The 20,089-nt window shown below is 34.5% G+C and carries 16 protein-coding genes and 2 tRNA genes; 11 read left to right on the forward strand and 7 right to left on the reverse strand.

Annotation, left to right across the window (positions count from 1 at the left end):
• Positions 1-18: 18 nt before the first annotated feature.
• Together IL45_RS12165 and IL45_RS12170 are read left to right on the forward strand one after the other, a co-directional pair.
• Positions 19-3,156, forward strand: a complete 3,138-nt coding sequence (locus IL45_RS12165) for an efflux RND transporter permease subunit (RefSeq protein ID WP_036584332.1) — start codon at positions 19-21, stop codon at positions 3,154-3,156.
• A 4-nt stretch (positions 3,157-3,160) separates the two neighbouring features.
• Entirely contained in the window at positions 3,161-4,579 is a 1,419-nt protein-coding gene (locus IL45_RS12170) for an efflux transporter outer membrane subunit (protein WP_036584334.1), read from the forward strand.
• A gap of 141 nt (positions 4,580-4,720) precedes the next feature.
• Here the strand turns inward: IL45_RS12170 and IL45_RS12175 are convergent.
• Positions 4,721-4,794, reverse strand: a tRNA-Arg gene (locus IL45_RS12175).
• A gap of 94 nt (positions 4,795-4,888) precedes the next feature.
• Positions 4,889-6,745 (reverse strand): DUF4139 domain-containing protein, encoded by a 1,857-nt coding sequence (locus IL45_RS12180; RefSeq protein WP_036584336.1) that lies wholly within the window; start codon positions 6,743-6,745, stop codon positions 4,889-4,891.
• Positions 6,746-6,804: 59 nt separating this feature from the next.
• Between IL45_RS12180 and IL45_RS12185 the strand changes: the two genes are divergently transcribed.
• Entirely contained in the window at positions 6,805-7,326 is a 522-nt protein-coding gene (locus IL45_RS12185; protein WP_036584339.1) for an adenine phosphoribosyltransferase, read from the forward strand.
• 46 nt (positions 7,327-7,372) lie between these two features.
• On the opposite strand, the gene IL45_RS12190 is transcribed toward IL45_RS12185, so the two are convergent.
• The 3 genes from IL45_RS12190 to IL45_RS12200 all read right to left on the reverse strand — a co-directional run bounded on the left by IL45_RS12190 (position 7,373) and on the right by IL45_RS12200 (position 9,444).
• Positions 7,373-7,448 (reverse strand) — tRNA-His (locus IL45_RS12190).
• Positions 7,449-7,555: 107 nt separating this feature from the next.
• Entirely contained in the window at positions 7,556-8,281 is a 726-nt protein-coding gene (gene bshB1 / locus IL45_RS12195; RefSeq protein ID WP_036585357.1) for a bacillithiol biosynthesis deacetylase BshB1, read from the reverse strand.
• A complete protein-coding gene (locus tag IL45_RS12200; RefSeq protein ID WP_036584341.1) occupies positions 8,281-9,444 on the reverse strand; it encodes a trans-sulfuration enzyme family protein in 1,164 nt (387 codons plus the stop codon). Before IL45_RS12200 ends, bshB1 begins: the two co-directional genes overlap by 1 nt.
• Positions 9,445-9,558: 114 nt before the next feature.
• On the opposite strand from IL45_RS12200, the gene hutI reads away from it, so the two are divergent.
• The 3 genes from hutI to IL45_RS12215 are packed head-to-tail and all read left to right on the forward strand — an operon-like array spanning position 9,559 to position 12,202.
• Positions 9,559-10,800 carry an imidazolonepropionase gene (gene hutI / locus IL45_RS12205; RefSeq protein ID WP_036584343.1) on the forward strand — a complete coding sequence of 414 codons (1,242 nt, stop codon included), beginning with the start codon at positions 9,559-9,561 and terminating at the stop codon, positions 10,798-10,800.
• 2 nt (positions 10,801-10,802) lie between these two features.
• Positions 10,803-11,180 carry a VOC family protein gene (locus tag IL45_RS12210; protein ID WP_036584345.1) on the forward strand — a complete coding sequence of 126 codons (378 nt, stop codon included), beginning with the start codon at positions 10,803-10,805 and terminating at the stop codon, positions 11,178-11,180.
• A gap of 11 nt (positions 11,181-11,191) precedes the next feature.
• Positions 11,192-12,202, forward strand: a complete 1,011-nt coding sequence (locus IL45_RS12215; protein WP_211295323.1) for a formimidoylglutamase — start codon at positions 11,192-11,194, stop codon at positions 12,200-12,202.
• An 11-nt stretch (positions 12,203-12,213) separates the two neighbouring features.
• On the opposite strand, the gene IL45_RS12220 is transcribed toward IL45_RS12215, so the two are convergent.
• Positions 12,214-14,022, reverse strand: coding sequence for a cytochrome-c peroxidase (locus IL45_RS12220; RefSeq protein WP_036584349.1), 1,809 nt, complete (start codon positions 14,020-14,022; stop codon positions 12,214-12,216).
• A 1-nt stretch (position 14,023) separates the two neighbouring features.
• Positions 14,024-15,493: an alkaline phosphatase PhoX gene (locus IL45_RS12225; protein ID WP_036584351.1), complete on the reverse strand. Its 1,470-nt coding sequence runs from the start codon at positions 15,491-15,493 to the stop codon at positions 14,024-14,026.
• 321 nt (positions 15,494-15,814) lie between these two features.
• Between IL45_RS12225 and IL45_RS12230 the strand changes: the two genes are divergently transcribed.
• The 5 genes from IL45_RS12230 (at position 15,815) to IL45_RS12250 (ending at position 20,066) form a co-directional block, all read left to right on the forward strand.
• A complete protein-coding gene (locus IL45_RS12230; protein ID WP_036584354.1) occupies positions 15,815-16,594 on the forward strand; it encodes an MBL fold metallo-hydrolase in 780 nt (259 codons plus the stop codon).
• An 83-nt stretch (positions 16,595-16,677) separates the two neighbouring features.
• Entirely contained in the window at positions 16,678-16,905 is a 228-nt protein-coding gene (locus IL45_RS12235; protein WP_036584357.1) for a hypothetical protein, read from the forward strand.
• Positions 16,906-17,165: 260 nt separating this feature from the next.
• Positions 17,166-17,873 carry a DUF547 domain-containing protein gene (locus tag IL45_RS12240; protein WP_036584359.1) on the forward strand — a complete coding sequence of 236 codons (708 nt, stop codon included), beginning with the start codon at positions 17,166-17,168 and terminating at the stop codon, positions 17,871-17,873.
• Positions 17,874-17,901: 28 nt separating this feature from the next.
• A complete protein-coding gene (locus IL45_RS12245; RefSeq protein WP_036584361.1) occupies positions 17,902-18,807 on the forward strand; it encodes a hypothetical protein in 906 nt (301 codons plus the stop codon).
• A 2-nt stretch (positions 18,808-18,809) separates the two neighbouring features.
• Positions 18,810-20,066: a BamA/TamA family outer membrane protein gene (locus IL45_RS12250; protein WP_036584364.1), complete on the forward strand. Its 1,257-nt coding sequence runs from the start codon at positions 18,810-18,812 to the stop codon at positions 20,064-20,066.
• The last annotated feature ends 23 nt before the right edge of the window (positions 20,067-20,089 follow it).

The raw sequence follows: 20,089 nt of genomic DNA on the forward strand, positions 1-20,089 counted from the left end.
CCACCAAACATATTTATCATGTTAAAAACATTTATTGAAAGACCAGTACTTTCAACAGTAATCTCTATTATCATAGTTATGCTAGGTGTTATTAGTATAACTACCTTACCAATAGAGGAATATCCAGATATAGCACCACCAACTATTAAAGTAACTGCAAATTATACAGGTGCAAATGCAGAGACCGTTTTAGAGAGCGTTATTGTACCTATCGAGGAGCAAATTAATGGAGTAGAAGGTATGACCTACATTACCTCTACAGCTTCAAACAATGGTACTGCCGAAATTACGGTATATTTTGATCAAGAAACAGATGCAGATATTGCAGCTGTAAACGTCCAAAACCGTGTAGCTAGAGCCACACCATTATTACCATCAGAGGTAACACAAACAGGAGTTGTAACACAAAAGCAGGAAACCAGTGCTTTGATGTTTATTTCTATGTATTCTGAGAACGATAACTACGATGCTACATTTATTCAGAATTACTTAAAAATTAATGTAATTCCAGCAATGCAACGTATTAGTGGTGTTGGTGATGTTAGTGTATTTTCACAACAAGATTACGCTATGCGTGTTTGGTTAAATCCAGAAAAATTAGCGTCTTATAATTTAATACCTTCAGATATTACTGCAGCTTTGGCAGAGCAAAATTTAGAAGCAGCAGCAGGTTCTTTAGGTGAAAATAATGGTGAATCATTTTCATATACATTAACCTATAGTGGTCGTTTTAAAGACGAAGCGCAATACAGCGATATTGTAATTAAAGCTTTAGGAAACGGAGAGTTTTTACGCTTAAAAGATGTGGCAACTATAGAGTTAGATGCTCAATCATACTCATCTAATGCCATGAGTATGGGGAATCCAGCAGTTTTTATGGGAATTTTCCAGACTAAAGGATCTAACGCACAAGAAATTATTGAAAATATTAAAGTGACTTTAGAAGATGTAAAAGCAGATCTTCCTGAAGGTTTAGACATTTTTGTACCATACGATACTAGTTTATTCTTAAACGCTTCAATAGAAAAAGTAATTAGCACATTATTAGAAGCCTTTTTACTGGTATTCTTAGTAGTATTTATCTTTTTACAAGATTTCCGTTCTACATTGATTCCTGCAATTGCAGTACCAGTATCTATTATAGGTACCTTCTTCTTCTTAAATGTTTTTGGCTATTCTATTAACTTACTTACATTATTTGCCTTAGTACTTGCTATTGGTATTGTAGTAGATGATGCTATTGTTGTTGTGGAAGCTGTTCATGCTAAAATGGACGCAGGAGAACATAACCCGAAAGAGGCAACATTAACCGCAATGAATGAAATTTCTGGAGCCATAATTTCAATTACTTTGGTAATGGCAGCGGTATTTATTCCAGTAACGTTTATTACTGGACCAACAGGTGTTTTTTATGAGCAATTTGGTGTTACGTTAATTATTGCCATTTTAATTTCGGCAGTAAATGCATTAACCTTAAGTCCTGCATTATGTGCTTTATTATTAAAAGAACATAAAGAAGATGAAGAGCTCAAAGGAAAAGGACCATTAAAACGTTTTTATACCTTATTCAATCGTGGATTTAATGCAACCATTGATAGATACGGTAAATCATTACAGTTTTTATATAAAAGAAAATTTGTTTCAGTATTACTATTAATTATTGCAGGTATTGGTATTTATTGGGCTTCAATGACAACTCCAACAGGTTTTGTACCTAATGAAGATAGAGGAATTGTTTTTGCAAACATTGAATTACCTCCAGGAGCATCATTGGATAGAACAGATGCTGTTTCAAGAAAATTATATGCTCAAATTGAAGGTATAGAAGGTATTGAAGCTGTAAACTTTATTAAAGGTAGAAGTTTAATAAGTGGTGCTGGTAGTAATTATAGTTTTGGTATTATAAAACTTAAAAATTGGGATGAACGTGAAGACGAGTCATTATCTGCACAAGCTATTACAGGAAAATTATTTGGTGTAGCAGCAGGAATACCTGATGCCAATATTATATTCTTTTCACCTCCAAGTATACGTGGTTTTGGTAACTCATCAGGTTTCGAAATCAATTTATTAGATAAATTTGGTGGTGAGTTTACAGATTTAGATCAAGCCAATAAAGACTTTTCTATGGCTTTAATGAGTCACCCAGAAATTAAATATGCTCAATCTTCTTTTAGTACTAATTATCCGCAATATGAAATGGAAGTTAATGTACCGTTAGCAAAAGAAAAAGGCGTATCTGTAAGTAGTATATTTTCAACATTACAAGGATATATAGGTGGAATTTATGCATCTGATTTTTCTAGATTCGGAAAACAATATAGGGTATACATTCAAGCATTACCGGAAGATAGAGCAGACGAGAATGCCTTAAACAGTATGTTTGTGCGTACAGATTCTGGCGAGATGACGCCTGTTACACAGTTTGTAACCTTAGAGCGTGTGTATGGTCCACAATCGGTAACACGTTTTAACCTTTTTAATTCTACCATGATTTCTGGTGCTACTAACGATGGTTATAGTACAGGTGATGCTATTAGAGTTATTGAGGAAGAGGTAGCAAAACTACCAAGTAATTATACAGTTGCTTACTCAGGTTTAACACGTGAAGAGATAAACGCAGGAAACCAAACGACGTTCATATTTATATTAAGTATCTTATTTGTATACTTTTTATTAAGTGCACAATACGAAAGTTACTTGCTACCATTTGCTGTAGTATTATCATTACCATTTGGTGTATTTGGTGCCTATATAAGTACTAAATTCTTAGGGTTAGAAAACAATATATACTTCCAGATTGCCTTAATCATGCTTATTGGTTTGTTGGCTAAAAATGCCATACTTATTGTTGAGTTTGCTTTACAGCGAAGAAAAAATGGTGAGAGCATTGTAGATGCAGCGATAGATGGTGCTAAGTCACGTTTACGTCCAATTTTAATGACATCGTTTGCCTTTATCTTGGGATTAATGCCTTTAGCTTTAGCTTCAGGTGTTGGGTCAGAAGGAAACAACTCTATTGGTTCTGGAGCAGCAGGCGGAATGCTTATTGGTACTATTCTAGGAGTATTTGTTATTCCTATCCTATTTATATTATTCCAATGGTTACAAGAAAAAGTTTCGGGTAAACCAGCAGTACAAACTATTGAAGATTAAAACAATGAAGTCAATAATAAAACATAGAAACTTTAGTAAAGGCGCATTAATATTAGTTGTTGCATTAACACTACAAAGTTGTTTTGTAGCTCAAGATTATGTGAGACCAGATTTACCTGAAGTGACGCAAGAGCTTTATAGAACAGATAACTTGCCTATAGATAGTTTGTCCATGGCAGACTTATCTTGGAAAACAATGTTTAAAGATTCCGTTCTTCAAAGTTATATTGAAGAAGGTTTAGAAAATAACATGGACGTTCGAATAGCAATTCAACAAATGAATGCGGCACAAGCTTATGCAAAACAAGGAAAAGCAGGATTTCAACCTACTTTAAATGTAGGACCCAATTATACTCGTCAGGAATTTTCAGAAAATAGCCAGTTTGGTTCTATTTTTAGTGGTGGACTAAACACCTATGACATTACAGCAAATTTATCATGGGAAGCAGATATTTGGGGTAAAATAAGCAGTAATAATCGAGCTACACAGGCAGCATATTTGCAAAGTGTTGCAGGTCATCAAGCAGTGAAAACTCAGCTTATTTCTAGTATAGCCAGTGCATATTATAATTTATTAGCCTTAGATGCGCAACTAGAAATTACAAAACAAACTATAAAGACAAGGGAAAGTGGTGTAGAAACCATAAAGGCGTTAAAAGATGCAGGGCAGGTAACTCAAGTAGCCGTTGATCAAAATGTGGCTCAGTTTAATAATGCTAGAGCTTTACAGGTGGATATTGAGACAGCTATTTTTAAAACTGAAAATACCTTGAGTATTTTGTTAGGTAAGGGACCGCAAAATTTTGATAGATCAACATTAGAAAGCCAGGTGATTGAAGAAAATATTAAATTAGGTTTTCCTTCTACTTTATTACGTAATAGACCAGATGTAATGGCTGCCGAATATGGTTTAATAAATTCGTTTGAGTTGACTAATGTTGCTAATAGTAGTTTCTATCCATCGTTAACGCTTACGGCTTCTGGAGGTTTACAGAGCTTACAATTAGATGAATTATTGAGTGTTAACTCTCTATTCGCAAATATAGTAGGTGGATTAACCCAGCCAATTTTAAATAAGCGAAAGCTTAAGACGCAAAAAGAAGTTGCTCTTGCGCAACAAGAACAATCACTTTTAGAGTTTAAAAAAACATTGTTGATTGCTGGTAATGAAGTGTCAAATGCATTGTTTAGCTATGAATCAGAAACTAAAAAATATGAATTTAGAGTTAATGAAGTAGAGGCGCTGCGTAAAGCCGAAAGTAATTCTGAAGAATTATTAAAAAACGGCTATGCAAACTATCTTGATTTACTTACCGCCAGAGAAAGTGCATTAACAGCAGAGTTAAATATTATTGATAGTAAATTACAGCAATTAGTAGCAGTCGTTAATCTATATGAAGCCTTAGGTGGTGGATGGAGATAACTTATGTTATTTAATACAGTAACTGTGTAACTTTAAAGATGGGATTATTACAATTTGTGATAATCCCATTTTTTATCCTTAAAATTTAAGTTTAGGGCATAAAAAAGGGTTTCAATTTCTTGAAACCCTTGTTATATCTAGTGACCTCGACAGGATTCAAACCTGTAACCTCTTGAGCCGTAATCAAGTGCGCTATTCAGTTGCGCCACGAGGCCTAGTTTCACGTCCAGCTTAACGCTTTAGCGGCTGCAAATATATACTTTTTGTTCAATTGCAGCAAAGCAGAATCAATAATTATTTAATTAAATTTTACTCTAGATTTATTCGCCTCCTTTTAGGATACTTAACTCGATAAGAAAAACGCTCTTGAACCTGACTACCACTACCTAAATTTATTTCCCAAGTTAAAATTTGAGTTTCTTTATCGACTTGTGCTGTTCCTGTTTCTACTTCATCAACTTTGATCTCACTATTACCACTTATCGGTACACGATCTTGCAGTTTAACTGTAACTGTTTTATTACGATTATTTTTTAATGTAATCTCATAATTTTTAGAAACGATACGGTTGTTGCCAAAGAAAGATTTTGCCTTGAAATCTCGTTTATCTTCGCGCTTAACACTTATCTGTGGATCAACACCTAATCCTACTACCAATTCTTCTTTTGTGGTATCGGTGTCAAAATATATTTTACCTATAAATGCATCCTCAAAATAAACATTTGCCTCTCCAGGTATTAAATTCAATGATTCCCAATTAGAAAGAGTAGCGGTCAGAAATACATTTTCATTAATTACAGGAGCAGCATAATAAGCATATGCAGCATCAACTTTATTATTTGATATTTCTATATCTGTAGATTCTCCCGTACTAGGTATTGAGTAAAGCTGTGATAAATTAAAGGTGCGCGATGCTATATTCTCATCAATATCTTCAACTACAGCTGGTACATAATCATCTACTTCAACTTCTTCAGCATCATAGTCAAACCTACTTTTCTTTACAGTTCTATAGCCTGTAACTACAACCGCATCTAATGACTCTTCCATAGTTACATTGATGTTGGAAGCATATATAGGTGTTTCTTGAGGTGTATAGCCAGCATAACTAATCACTAGTACTTCGCCATCCTCTGCATTAATACTATAATTACCATCAAAATCGGTAGTCGTTGCTATAGAGGTTCCTTTTATTAATACCGTTGCTCCTAATACAGGTTCGCCAGAACTATCGGTCACTTTACCATTGATAGTTTTAACTAATGGATTATATCTTTTGTTACTTCTACCCGTTGCTCTTGCGTTGTAGTTCCTACTTACAAAACCTAGACGTTTTGTTTCTAGTTGCGGCATTTGGTTATCCATTTGAGGATCACCAGTTGATATCTTTAATTTTATATTATTCCAGTCTGTGCCAGTAGCTTGATAAGCTTGGGCTTTAAAAGCGAGATTTATTTTGTCATCAGTACCTTGTGCCGTGATATCATATATAGGTACCCATCCAGCGCTATATACATTATAACTAAAGTTGATCGAGTAGCGACGTGTTGATGGTGTGATGACTTTTAAGGTTATCGTTCCTCGACGCTCATTAGCCTCAGGATTAAGCTTCTGCTTTTCGATATTCAACTTATTCAGTTGCTCGCTGGCTTTAGTAATAGCCTCATTATTTGCATTACGCTCATTAATAATAGCAGCAAATCTGGTACGGTAATAAGTACCAAATTCTTTAATCTGTGCAAGGCTCAATCCGGTATCTTTACTGTTAAGACTGCGATTGCTTTCTAATAATAATCTCTCTTGGTCCAGACCGCTATTAAGTGCATTTAATTTACCTATCGCATCTTTTACCTCTGCAATTTGAGCGTCTAGTGCTTTAATGTTATTGCTGGTTTCTTTCTTTTCTAATGCAGTAGCACTGTAAGAAAGTCCGTTAAGTCTCATTCCATCTAGATCTGTAATATTGATACTGGCCTCATCAATATCAGGTGATAAATCACTTAATTTAATCTCATGGGTGCCTTTTTTCAATTCTATACTAGCAGTACGTTCTATACGAGCACCTTGTAGGTATAAGGTAACTTCATTAATAGTAGATGCTGTTTTTAAATCCTGACTATGGACTAGAAATGAGGAAAGCAGTATGGCGATAAAAAGAATTCTCATAGTGAAATGTTTGACTCAAATTTAAAGATAAAATAAAAGGAACTTCTTACTTTTAGAAAATGAATAATGAATTTATAGAATCCCACATACACGACATCCCAGATTTTCCTAAAGAAGGAATCATTTTTAAGGATATTTCTCCATTACTCGCTTCCGCGAAAGCGAGATCAATCACCACAGAATTACTCGTTAGAGACTTTAGAGGTCAAACTATTGATGTGGTAGTAGGTATTGAATCAAGAGGTTTTCTTTTTGGAATGCTACTAGCAGATGCGTTAAATGCAAAATTTGTGATGTTGCGTAAACCTGGTAAATTACCTGGAGCCATTATTTCACAAGAGTATGAGCTAGAATATGGTACAGATACACTAGAGCTACAGGAAAATGCAATTTCACCTGGTGATTGTGTTTTGATACACGATGATGTGCTAGCAACAGGAGGAACCGCAATAGCCGCAGCTCAAATCATTCAGAAAGCTGGTGGGAAAGTAGAAGGTTTTAACTTTGTTATAGAACTAGACTTTATCAATGGGCGCGAAAAAATTAAAGATTATAAGATCGCATCAGTACTTCACTATTAAAAATTAAGGCATAAAAAAAGGTCTTAGTAAAACTAAGACCTTTTAAGGGTGGAAGACGGGATTCGAACCCGCGACTTCCGGCACCACAAACCAGCGCTCTAACCAACTGAGCTACAACCACCATATCAATGTGAGTTTTATTAAAGTGGATCTCAAGAATTCAACCACTGCGCCGTTAAGCGGATGCAAATTTAATACATTTCTGAATATTCAAAACACTTTATAAAAATTATTTTAGATCAAATATGCTATTTACTCCTGGATAGCGTTCTGACTTAAATCCTTCGGCGTGTTCTGTACCTAGATAACGACCTAAATTTGCAGCTCTATATTTTATAGAATCAAAGAAATTTTTATTACTTATCGGTGTCTCAGGTTCTTTAGAATTGGGGTCGTAAAACTGTGAGCTATAAGCTGCTACAGATTTTATTTTTGTGTCTAGATGACCCGTTATATCGATCAGGATATCTGGTTCCATATCTTGCCATTGTATATAATGATACACGTGTTTAGGTCTCCAGGCTTCTTGAATTTGTCCTTCTAGTTTTGTTTCGATTTTACGTAGTCCCGATAAAAAACAGCTCTTACTTGTCAGTTCAGATCCCATTCCATGATCTGGATGGCGATCATAAATGGCATTACACAACACAATTTCGGGTTTGTACTTTCTTATAATTTTAATAATCTCTAACTGGTGCTGTTCATCATTTATAAAAAAGCCATCTCGGAAACCTAGGTTTTCTCTCACCGATACACCTAATATTTTTGCTGCTGCTGCTGCTTCTTGATCACGTATGTCCGCAGTTCCACGCGTGCCTAATTCACCACGTGTAAGATCCAGTATTCCTGTAATCTTACCATTGGCAGCTTCTTTTGCTAGAACGCCTGCACAGCTCAATTCTACATCATCTGGATGTGCGCCTATAGCGAGTATGTCAAGTTTTAAGTTATTCATCATTTTGCAATTTTACGGCTTTTCTCCATGGCGCGCTCAATATCCTCTATAAGACTACTTACTTCTTCAATACCTACAGAAAAGCGTAATAACTGATCTGTGATTCCTTGATCCTTGCGTTGTTGTGGTGTTAATAAAGAATGTGATGTCTCGGTAGGAGCGAGAATAGTACTTTCTACACCAGCCAGACTTAAAGCTACTTTAACGATTTGTAATTCTTCTAGAAAACGATTGTGATTAATCGATTCTTTAAATTCAAATGACATCATACCACCATATCCATGCATTTGCGCTTTGGCAATTTTATAATCCGGATGCGATTTTAGACCTGGATAATTCACTTTTTTAATGGATGGATGTTTCTCTAGAAAGCGAGCTAGTTTTTTTGCGTTGCGAGTTTGTCTCTTAACTCTTAGACCTAGTGTTTTTATACTGCGTTCTAATAGCCACACGGTTTGATCACTTAAACTACCACCATAATTTTTTGCAGTTTTCCATATTTGATCCATGTGTTTTTGGGAACTACTTACGGTACCAGCACAAATATCGCTGTGACCACCTAGATATTTTGTCGCACTATGAATAATGATATCGATACCAAAATCTGCAGGATTCTGATTAATAGGAGAGGCAAATGTATTATCGATAACGCTTATTAGAGAGTTCGCTTTCGCGAAAGCGGAAACCACAGTCATATCTACTACTTCTAATAGTGGATTGCTAGGAGTTTCTATGTAAATCATCTTAGTATTTTCTTTGAGATGATCTTTAAGTGATTCACTATTAATTTGTTCTACAAACGAATATTCAATACCTAAATTTGAAAATTCAGCATCTACAAAATGAGAGGTGCCACCATAGATCGCACGTTGTAAAATAATATGATCGCCCGTTTTTAAGAACGCCATAAACACAGCGCTGATGGCTGCCATACCACTACCGAAAATGAGTCCAGCCTCACAGTTTTCTAGTTCAGCTATCTTCTGACCTAAGGCAACTTGATTAGGTGTATTGAAGTATCGTGGATATAGATTAGTGCCTTCGCTACGATAATCGTAAGCAGTTGAAGTATAAATAGGTGATGTAGCGCCACCATATTTTTCATCTTCTAAATTTCCTGCGTGAACACAAATAGTATTAACGGGTCTTTTTTTTGAGCTCATATCTGTTTTTTTAAGCAGTCCAAGTTACCGAATAATTGTGTTAAGATTTTCTCAAGTTTTACCACCTTTGTACATAGGTTTTAAAGAGCTTATTAAAAATACTATCTTCACACTATGTCTATATTATTTACTTACATCAAAGAATTGGTTCAAGTGCGAGAGCATACTAATGAGCCTTTAAGAGGTACTGCCATGGATGAGCTGCCGTCTATAAAAAATGCATATTTATATGTTGAAGATGGTCGTATTGTAGACTATGGATCGATGGATGATTTGCATCCTCATCCTGCAGAAGAAGTATACAATTGTGAAAATCAAATTATCGCGCCTGGTTATGTGGATTCTCATACACATCTAGTATTTGCTGCGACTCGTGAAAAAGAGTTTGAAGATCGTATTCATGGACTATCTTATGAAGAAATTGCTGCACGTGGTGGTGGCATACTTAACAGCGCTGCAAAACTGGCTGATATGAGTGAGGATGAACTTTATTTACAAGCTCAGGATCGTCTTAAGCAATTGATAGCTATGGGAACAACAGCCATAGAAATTAAAAGTGGATATGGCTTAAGTGTGGAAAGTGAGATTAAAATATTGCGTGTCGTAAAAAGGTTGAAAATTGAAAATTATATTCCTATAAAAGCAACGTTTTTAGGAGCTCACGCCATACCTCTGGCATTTAAGGATGATAGAAAAGCATATTTAGATTTGATCGTTAATGAAATGTTACCTGTGATAGGTGAAGAAAATCTAGCTGATTATATCGATGTCTTTTGTGAAAAAAACTACTTTACAGTCGATGAAATGTTGCGAGTCATTGAAGCTGGTAGTGCATATGGATTGAAGGCCAAAGTACATTTGAATCAATTTAATGCGATAGGAGCGATAGACGCTGCTGTTAAAGCTGGTGCGGTAAGTGTAGACCATCTAGAAGTAATGACGACTGCAGATTATGAATCCCTTGCTGATTCAAATACAATCGCGACAGCATTACCTAGCTGTTCTTTTTTCTTAGGACTGGATTATGCACCGGTTAATGAGATGATTGAAAAAAATATAGCTGTAGCATTAGCAACAGATTATAACCCAGGTAGTACACCATCTGGGAACATGAATTTTGTGTTTTCTCTTGCATGTATAAAAATGAAAATGACGCCTCAACGTGCATTTAATGCAATGACTGTTAATGCAGCACACGCAATGGGATTACAAGATGAGGTAGGTAGTATCTCTAGAGGTAAAAAAGCTCATTTATTATTTTTTAAAGATATAGATTCGATTGCAGCAGTTCCATATCATTTTGGTCACTCAATTATTGATAGGGTATTAGTAAATGGGCATCACATACAGGATTAAAGATGAATTTAAATCAGGTCACTGTTCCGTCGTTAGATTTAGAAAGATCTATTCCTTTTTATGAAAAGTTAGGATTAAAACTTATTGTTAAGTCTTTACCACATTATGCAAGATTTGAATGTCCAGATGGTAAGTCAACTTTTTCTATTCATCTAACGGATGAATTGCCTAAAGGTGAAGGTATTTATGTTTATTTTGAATGTGAAGACCTTGATCAGAAAGTTGAAGATCTAATTGAATTAGGAATAGAGTTTTACATGAAACCTAAAAACCAACCATGGTTATGGCGAGAAGCTAGATTAAAAGATGTGGACGGTAATTTAATCATTCTTTATTACGCTGGCGATAATAGACTCAATCCACCATGGAGGATTAATTAATAGTAACACTTATGATGACTCACTTTCATTTTTTAACCAGAGAAGAACTTCTATCTTATAACAGTAAAAGAGCTTCTATCAATGATTTTACGGGTGTCGAGCTAGAAGATGATTCAACCACATTTGCGCAAGCTGTAGATTGTTGTACTAGTCTAGCTGAATTAAAACAATCTCCATCAGATTATGTCATTATAGGAATCCCAGAAGATATAGGTGTACGAGCTAACTTAGGTAGGGCAGGAGCCGCACAGGCTTGGGATGCCTTTTTATCTTCTTTCCTCAATTTGCAACATCATTCAGATAATGATGCTAATCGTTTTTGTGTTTTAGGCCATGTGATCTTAAATGATTTAATGGATGAGTGTCAATCACTCAATGCAAATAATCACAAAGAAAGAATTCAACTAAGTGAGGCAGTTCAAATCATAGATCAACGCGTCTCAACTATTGTAAAAGAGATAAAAGGCTTAGGGAAATTACCTGTCGTAATAGGCGGTGGACACAATAACTGTTACCCTATATTAAAAGCTTTTAATGGTATAGATGTCATTAACATCGATGCACATACCGATTTAAGAGTTGCTAATGGAAGACACAGCGGTAATGGCTTTTCTCATGCATTAGAACACGGTTATTTGCGAAATTATTTTATGATCGGTTTACAAGAGAATTACTTGAGTAAATCGATGCGAGAAATTTTACACGATGATTTGAGACTGTCCTACACAGCATACCAGTATGATTACACTAATATAGCCGAAGATGTACAGCTAGCCATAGATCATATAGATTCTACTAATTATGGTCTTGAAATAGATATGGATGTGGTTGCTAATTTTCCGTCTAGTGCACAATCTCCTATTGGGTTTTCAATAGAAAGATTGCGCAAAACGGTTAAAGAAATACTAGAAGTAAGCGATGAGATGCCTCGATATATCCATATTTGCGAGGCAGCTCCTATTTACGGTTACCCTAATCAAGTAGGTAAAGCACTAGCTAACTTTGTCAATGATTTACCTTAAATAATTATAAACTAATCGATAAACCGAGCATCAGTAAGCGTCTTCATAAAATTAATGATGTCATCCATCTCTTCTTGTGATAAGTTTAATGGTTCAGTAGGTAGTGTTTGATATTCTTGATCAATAATACCAATTCCATAACCACCACCACGGTTATAAAAATCAACAACTTCTTCTAAAGTTTGATACACACCATTATGCATATATGGAGCTGTTAGTTCAATATTACGTATGGTAGGAGTCTTAAAAAAGTGTTTTCTATTTTCTGTTTTAAAAACGTCATACCTTCCCAAGTCTGGATCGATACGACCATTAGAAACCACAGGAGACTCTGGGACACCTAAATGTTCCATTTCTGTGTCCATATAATCTGGTGGCACGGTACCATTAAAAACCGGTGCAAAATGACATGTAGCACATTTTGCTTTACCATTGAAAAGATTGAATCCATTGATCTCTGACGCTGTTAAATCATTTTGTTCACCTCTTATGTTTTTATCCCATTTAGAATCCCATTCATTCAGTGATCTTACATAGTCTGCAATGGCCTTTCTGACGGTTTGTTGATTGATAGTTACATTGTAAGCGGTCTTAAATTGATTTACGTAGCTAGAGTCTGTTTCAATGGCTTTTGTGAAACTTTTTAAATCAGAATGAAATTCATTGCTGTTATTGATAACAGATACAATTTGCCCTTCTAAACTACCAGCTCTTTTATCATAAAAAAAGCCTTGCTGATAAGCACTGTAAGTTAATGTAGGGCTATTGCGAGTTAATCCTATAGGTTTTGATATGCCATCTGTAAAAGCTAATTGCTCTATATGACAGGTAGCACAGCTTATCGATTTAGTTGAAGATAGGTTAGAATCATTAAATAATTGTTTACCTAGTGCAACTTGACGATCGTTTGAGGATAATTGAGTTGTTTTAGCAAAATATTCTAAGGATAAAGTTTCATTAGAAAATAGACTAGTGGCCTCATTTTTAATGGCAAGTTCCATAGGGAAATCCACTTTCCAATCTTTTGCCGTAGCAGTCCATAATTTCAAGATTGGATCGATATGATTAGTAATGAATTCATACCTATTAAAATGATTAAAATCTGTTGACTGTAGAAAGGTTTTGGCCTTTTGAAAATGAGTATGCCAACGATTTTCTAGTGGTAACTCCTTAAATTTTGAGGAGTATAGCGATAGTATTTGTTCGGTTTTCGCAAAAGCGGTAACAGCATCGTCTAAACTATTTTCTAAGACTGGAGAGTCAAAGCCAGTGACACCGGTTGTAGCGGTACGTAAAATTTGTTTACGAACCATCCATAAAATATGGTAGGGTTGATAATAACTTAAATCTGAGTTTTTACTCAGTAATTCTAATCGGGATGCAATGATATTAGATGTTTTGTGAATGGATTCTACATCTAATTGATCTGTGAATATTAACTCTTCAAGTGTTTGAAAACTTTGCGGGTTATTAATTTTAATATCTGTAAGGTCTTCTTCTTCTACTTTAAGAATATTAGGAGCGTTTAAAAAATTATAGTTGTTGATATCATGAAACGACAATATGGGCTCAACTTTTTTAAAGGAGTTTCTAGCTTTTAAGAAATAAAATTCTAGCGAATCTCTGTTTTTTGATACGGACAGTTGTGCAGTAAAGAATTTACATTCATTAATGTCATTGATATAAAGATCCTGTAAGGCTTGATTTTGATTAACAGGCTCACTAATTCTATAATCCTTATTCTGATTACAAGAGGTCAATAAAAAAATAAGACCTGCTATGATACAGGCCTTATTTAAAAACATTTTTATTCCTTTCATATTATCTTTCTAATCCCGAAATTACATACATCATACTACCTTCTTTACGACTAGAAGCTACATCAGATACTGCAGTTGGATCTGTGAAAGCACTACCGTCTGCAGGTTCCCATCCGTGATTTTGAGTCATCACTAAAAAGGTATTGTCCACACCTATAGTTTCTGATATGTCAATCATACCAGTGATTTCCCAAATGCTGTTTTCAGTACCTATTCCTGCAGCAGCAGCAGCTACTTGATCACATTCTAACACTGTTTTTAATTCGCCAGTATTTAAATTGTATTGATATAATCTAGCATAGTGTGTTCTTGCAGCATCATCAAAGTATCCATTAGGATCCTCTTGGATATAAGCATAGTTTTCTGTTACTAAAATGTTGTCTGGACTATGGAAACCCCATGCTTTTCCGCCTTGCTTATCACCATCTAATACACAAGTGATTTTTGCAGGACCTGTAGGGTCATTTTCATTAAGTTCTACTTTATAAATTCTACCATAAAGAGATCCTTTACCTACTAGATCAGCTTTAAGGCGTCCTGTAACTGCAAAATATATTTCTCTTTGATTGTCGTCGCTACCTCTTCTCCAGTCGATGTCTTCCAATCTAGAGAATCCCATAACGCCTTTCTGTTTAGCTTCAGCGTCAAGTAAATCGATATTTCTTTGATTCAGTTCTACAAACTCTGCATCATAAGTTTGCCCTTCTACCATGTCTACTTCAAAGTTGATTCCAGCGGTATTTACTTTTAATCCATAAAGTTTACCACTATATAAATCACCACGATCACCTACATACATACCAAGTTGGCCTGATGGAGTGCTGTTATCTGAATGATCATCACCTATAAAAACTACTGTTTTATCATCATAAGCATCCTTTCCTATAGCGACAGCATTTTCTGTACTCCATTGTCCCATTGCTGTAAGAATCTCTGGAGTAGTACGAGAAGAACTAGGCTTGAAAGGTTCAGTAACAAAAACACCTTTTGATGCGCCACCCCATTCACCACCAGATAAATATAACGGGCCAAAACCATGCTCTTCTGGTGTAATTAAAGAACCTGAACATTGTGCTGTAGCGGCAGTGGCATCTGAATTAAGAATATATTCTCCTGCAACAGGCTTAAACGTTTTATCTAATGTGATACGAGCGATTGAATAATCTGCTTCAATGTTATTAATCAACATAAAATTATCATCTTGTTGATTGTACATTAATCCAGCTCCGTCTGCCATTGATCCATAGATAAAATTAGGAGTGTCTGGTAATTGATCTGCACTAGAGAGAATAGGATAGACATCTACATTACTAAAAGAAGATGTTGTCTTAAGAAAGTTAGGTGTTGTGGAGTGGGATTGTAACACAATATCCTTTCCTTGAGCACCATTTGTTGCGTTGTCATCATCATTATTACAGCTTACTAATAAGGTTAATAACGAGGCAGATAAGAGTAAATATTTTGTTTTCATTAGTTATGATTTTTTAGTTGCGGCAAAAGTAAAAGTCCCATCCAGCAATTTTTAAAAATCAAAATCAATGAATCTTTAAGCATTTGTAATCAATATGGACCTGCTCGTTACTCAAAGGTTAAGAGTTTTAATTAAATGTTTATTATACTGTTTAATTAATTCATAACCAATGAGCTAAAAGATGTGTTTATATTTTAACTAAAGGTTAAAATTTTGCTAGCTTTTTTTAATCTGTCTTAAATTGATTGTGATAAATCCATCTTAATTGGTTGGTAATAGATATCGCTTTCGCGAAATTTGAATCTTAAAACAATTGTATTTATGAAGAATATTATACTATCAATCAGTCTTATTGCTTTACTAGCAGGCTGTAAAAACGAAACCACCAAAGAAGTAAAATCAACAGTGCAAAATGAGGTTGCTTCTATTGATAGTTATCAACCTAAAATAGAAATAATGCCGATTTCTCATGCGACCTTTGCGATGAAATGGGACGATAAAGTATTTTATATTGATCCAGTAGGAGGAATAGAAGCTTTTCAAAACATGCCAGAAGAAGATGTCATTCTAATAACAGATATACATGGTGATCATCTCAATTTAGAAACATTAAATGGAATAAGAAGTGAAGGGTCTTTATTAATCGTGCCTGAAGCCGTTAATGAAAAAATAAAAGAAGATCAAAGTGATGCTGAGGTGATACATAATGATCAATCTACAAGTTTCGACGGTTTTAAAGTGACCGCAATACCTATGTATAACCTCACAGAAGAACGTCTTAAGTTTCATGAAAAAGGAAGAGGTAACGGATATGTAATTGAAAAAAATGATTATAAAGTGTACATATCAGGTGATACAGAAGATATTCCTGAGATGAGAGCGCTTCAAGGAATTGATAAAGCCTTTGTTTGTATGAATTTACCATATACTATGACGGTAGAAAGTGCAGCTGATGCTGTACTTGACTTTGCCCCAGTAGAGGTTTATCCTTATCACTATAGAGGAACTGAAGGTAAATCTGATGTGATTAAGTTTAAAGAATTAGTGAATACAGGAAATAGCGATATACAAGTGAATCAATTGGAGTGGTATCCAAACTAATTTTGTTTAATTTATTAATAAATTAGATAAACATTAACAAGCGTTTTACAGGTAACTATTTAATTTTAAATAAATTAAATAGCATGAAAAACAAAGCAATACGTTGGGTGATTTTTACCACTGCATTTTTAGTCCTAGTAACGATTTTATCATCCTATAATGTAACTTTCAAGTGGATATTTTCATTAGTAGTATTAGGTCAGGCATCTTTAATAATATCTGTTTATTTGGTGCTGAGAGATGAATATTCTACAACTCTAACTTTTAAAGATGGTTATCAAGATCATCACTTAGAGAAGGATATAGAATAAAAATTAACATTAATTGATATGAGCGACCCAATCGGGTCGCTTTTTTTATGCTCTTCAACTATAAAAATCATACCGTGATACTTTAGTTAACAGTTTGAAACTTTATTGAAATCTTAGACGTATAAGTTTGTCATCTCAAATCGGGATAAATGTCACATTGCTATCGGGAATAATATAACACCTATTAGGCACTATCATAAAATTACAAGCCTAAACCGCGATTTACATTTGTCATATAAATATTTAATAATAAATCTGTTATGAAAAAAATACTCACCATACTATTCTTCATTAGTCTAACAATATCTGCCACAAGTAAAGGGAATGATAATTTTTATAATGAGGCTAACATGTTTTTGCACACTCATGTAAAAAACGGTTTAGTTGATTATGAATCAATATCAAAAGAGCCATCTCAACTAAATAAATTGATAGGTATGATTGAAAACGCACAAGTTGAGCAATCAAACTCTTTAGATTATCAAGCCTTTTATATTAATGCTTATAACCTATATGTTATAAAAGGTATTGTAGATGATAAATTATCGTCACCACTAGACAAGAAAGGTTTTTTTGATTCTATAAAACACAAGGTAGCAGGAGAGTCTTTGACATTGAATGATATAGAAAATAAAAAGCTTAGAGCCGCATTCCATGATGCACGTTTTCACTTTGTATTAGTATGCGGTGCCCTAGGTTGTCCACCTTTAATCAATCAGTCATATCGTCCAGCTACATTAGAAAAGCAACTAGAACAACAAACTATTAATGCTTTAAATGACGATCATTTTATACAAATTAAGAAAAATAGAGTAGCAGTATCACAAATCTTTGAATGGTATCAAGAAGACTTTACAGCTTCAGGAAAAAGCATACTAGAATTTATATCCAAATACAGGAAGCAAGCTCTTCCAGAAAACGCCAAACTTTCTTTTTATACCTATAACTGGAAAGTAAATAAGCAATAATTAATCAAACATAAAAGTATCTATATCCATGAAATCAATCCATCAAATTTTTGTTCTAATAGCCTTAATATTAGGATTATCAACTTCGGCACAAGAGAATATGAATGATGAGCCTAAAGGTTCGGTTATTCAAACATTAACACCTTCAAAATTAATAGGTAAAGGGCAATACGATATTAAGTGGTTCAATAATTTATATACTCAAACTAGAAGTACATTTTCTAATGGAAGAGAAGATAGACAAACTTTCTTTACATCAACCTTAGAAGCTTATACCGGTATTGGTGAAAATAAAAGATGGAATATAGGATTGATTCTAGAAGCACGTAGTAACGTGGTTGCAGACAGGTCTGCTCTAGACGTTTTTTCATTTGATGGTGAATATGCTACCGCTCGTTCTGGTCTTACATCTATCGCACCATCAGTGAAATTTGTACCTTTTTCAAAGGTTAATAATTTCTCGATACAAAGTTCACTTTTTATTCCTTTAGTAGATAATGAGTCAGAAGATTTTGATGCTATTAATAATAATAACGGTGTCTTTCTAGATCAAAATGGATTTACCTGGCAAAATAGATTTTTCTATGATTACACTTTTGACGGTAACAAATGGCAAATCTTCGGTGAACTTAATTCTGAACTCAACTTTGGTGATGAAGATAAGAGCTTTGCCAATAATAGTTTAAATCTTACTCCTGGTGTGTTTTTAAGTTATTTTCCATCTTCTAAGTTTACCGTACTTGCGCTGGCGCAACATTCACAGCGTATTGATTTAGGGAATAACTTTACTCAAGATTTTACCGCCATAGGGACTGGTGTTAAGTATCAACTGACAGATGAACTTAATATAGAATCCTTATACACCAATTTTATAAGAGGTAATGATACAGGACTAGGGCAAACCTTTAATATAGGTCTGCGATTTGTAAAGTAAATATGAGGACACAACTAACCACCATTTTTTTATTTTTTATTATCGCGCCCTATGCTTTATCACAAGTGATAAGCGAGATTGTTATTCAAGATAATAAAAGGACTAAAACAGGCTATATTACATCATTAATTGATCTTAAAGTAGGGCAATCATTAGATAGCCTTACGCTTAAGAGTGATGTCTTGCGCCTTAAACGAGAAGCAGGAATTGCCCATGCATATTATCAAGTTCATCTAACTGATCAAGGATATAAAATAGTGTATGGCGTAGAAGAAAATTTCACCATCATACCATCTTTTAATTTTTATACCACAAATGATGATGAAGTGGCTTATCGTATCGGTATTGCAGAATTTAATGCGTTAGGGCGCGGTATCTCTATAGGTGGTCATTATTTAAGAGATATCTATGATTCTTATGGAGCAGGAATACGAGCACCGTATCTATTTAATAAGCATATAGGTCTAGCTGTTAATTATCAAAACTTGACAACTGAAGAGCCTGTGTTTTTTAATGAAGGAACTGCTTTATATAGGTATAATAATAATTCTATTGAGCTTTCTGGTCTTTACCAATTCAATCTAAAAAATAGAGTAGAATTAGGTTTTAGTTTATTTACAGAGAAATATGATTATAAATCTGGTACTATCAGTAATCAAGCACCATTAAACCTCGATGTTGATAAGCATTTATTAAAATTTATCTACGAATATAATGGTGTTGATTTTTATTATCAGTACAGTGAAGGTTTTAGAAATGTGTTCAACGCACAATATGTAGAAAGTACCAATAGAACACTACCTAGTTTTTTAATCGTTAGAAATGATTTAACTTATTTCAAAAGAATAAAGAAACGAGGAAATTGGGCTACTAGATTAACACTAGGTCTGGCTACAAATGATGAGTCACCATTTGCACCATTTGCGGTGGATAATAATTTAAATGTGCGTGGTGTTGGAAATTTAATCGATCGTGGTACAGGATCTGTTGTCATAAATACAGAATACAGACATAGTATAATTGATAAGGAATGGTTTGTATTGCAAGGAAACGCCTTTATAGATGCCGGGACATGGCGCAATCCAGGAGGTTCTTTTAGAGATTTTACTAATTCCAATAATGTACGTGTCTATCCGGGATTAGGAGTACGTTTTATGCATAAGCGTATTTTTAATGCGATACTACGTATTGATTACGGAGTAGGCATTACACCAGGATCAACTCAAGGATTCGTTTTTGGAATAGGTCAGTATTTTTAATGACGCTTTCGCGAAAGCGATAT

It is taken from the genome of Nonlabens ulvanivorans, from assembly GCF_000732625.1.
Taxonomy (GTDB): domain Bacteria; phylum Bacteroidota; class Bacteroidia; order Flavobacteriales; family Flavobacteriaceae; genus Nonlabens; species Nonlabens ulvanivorans.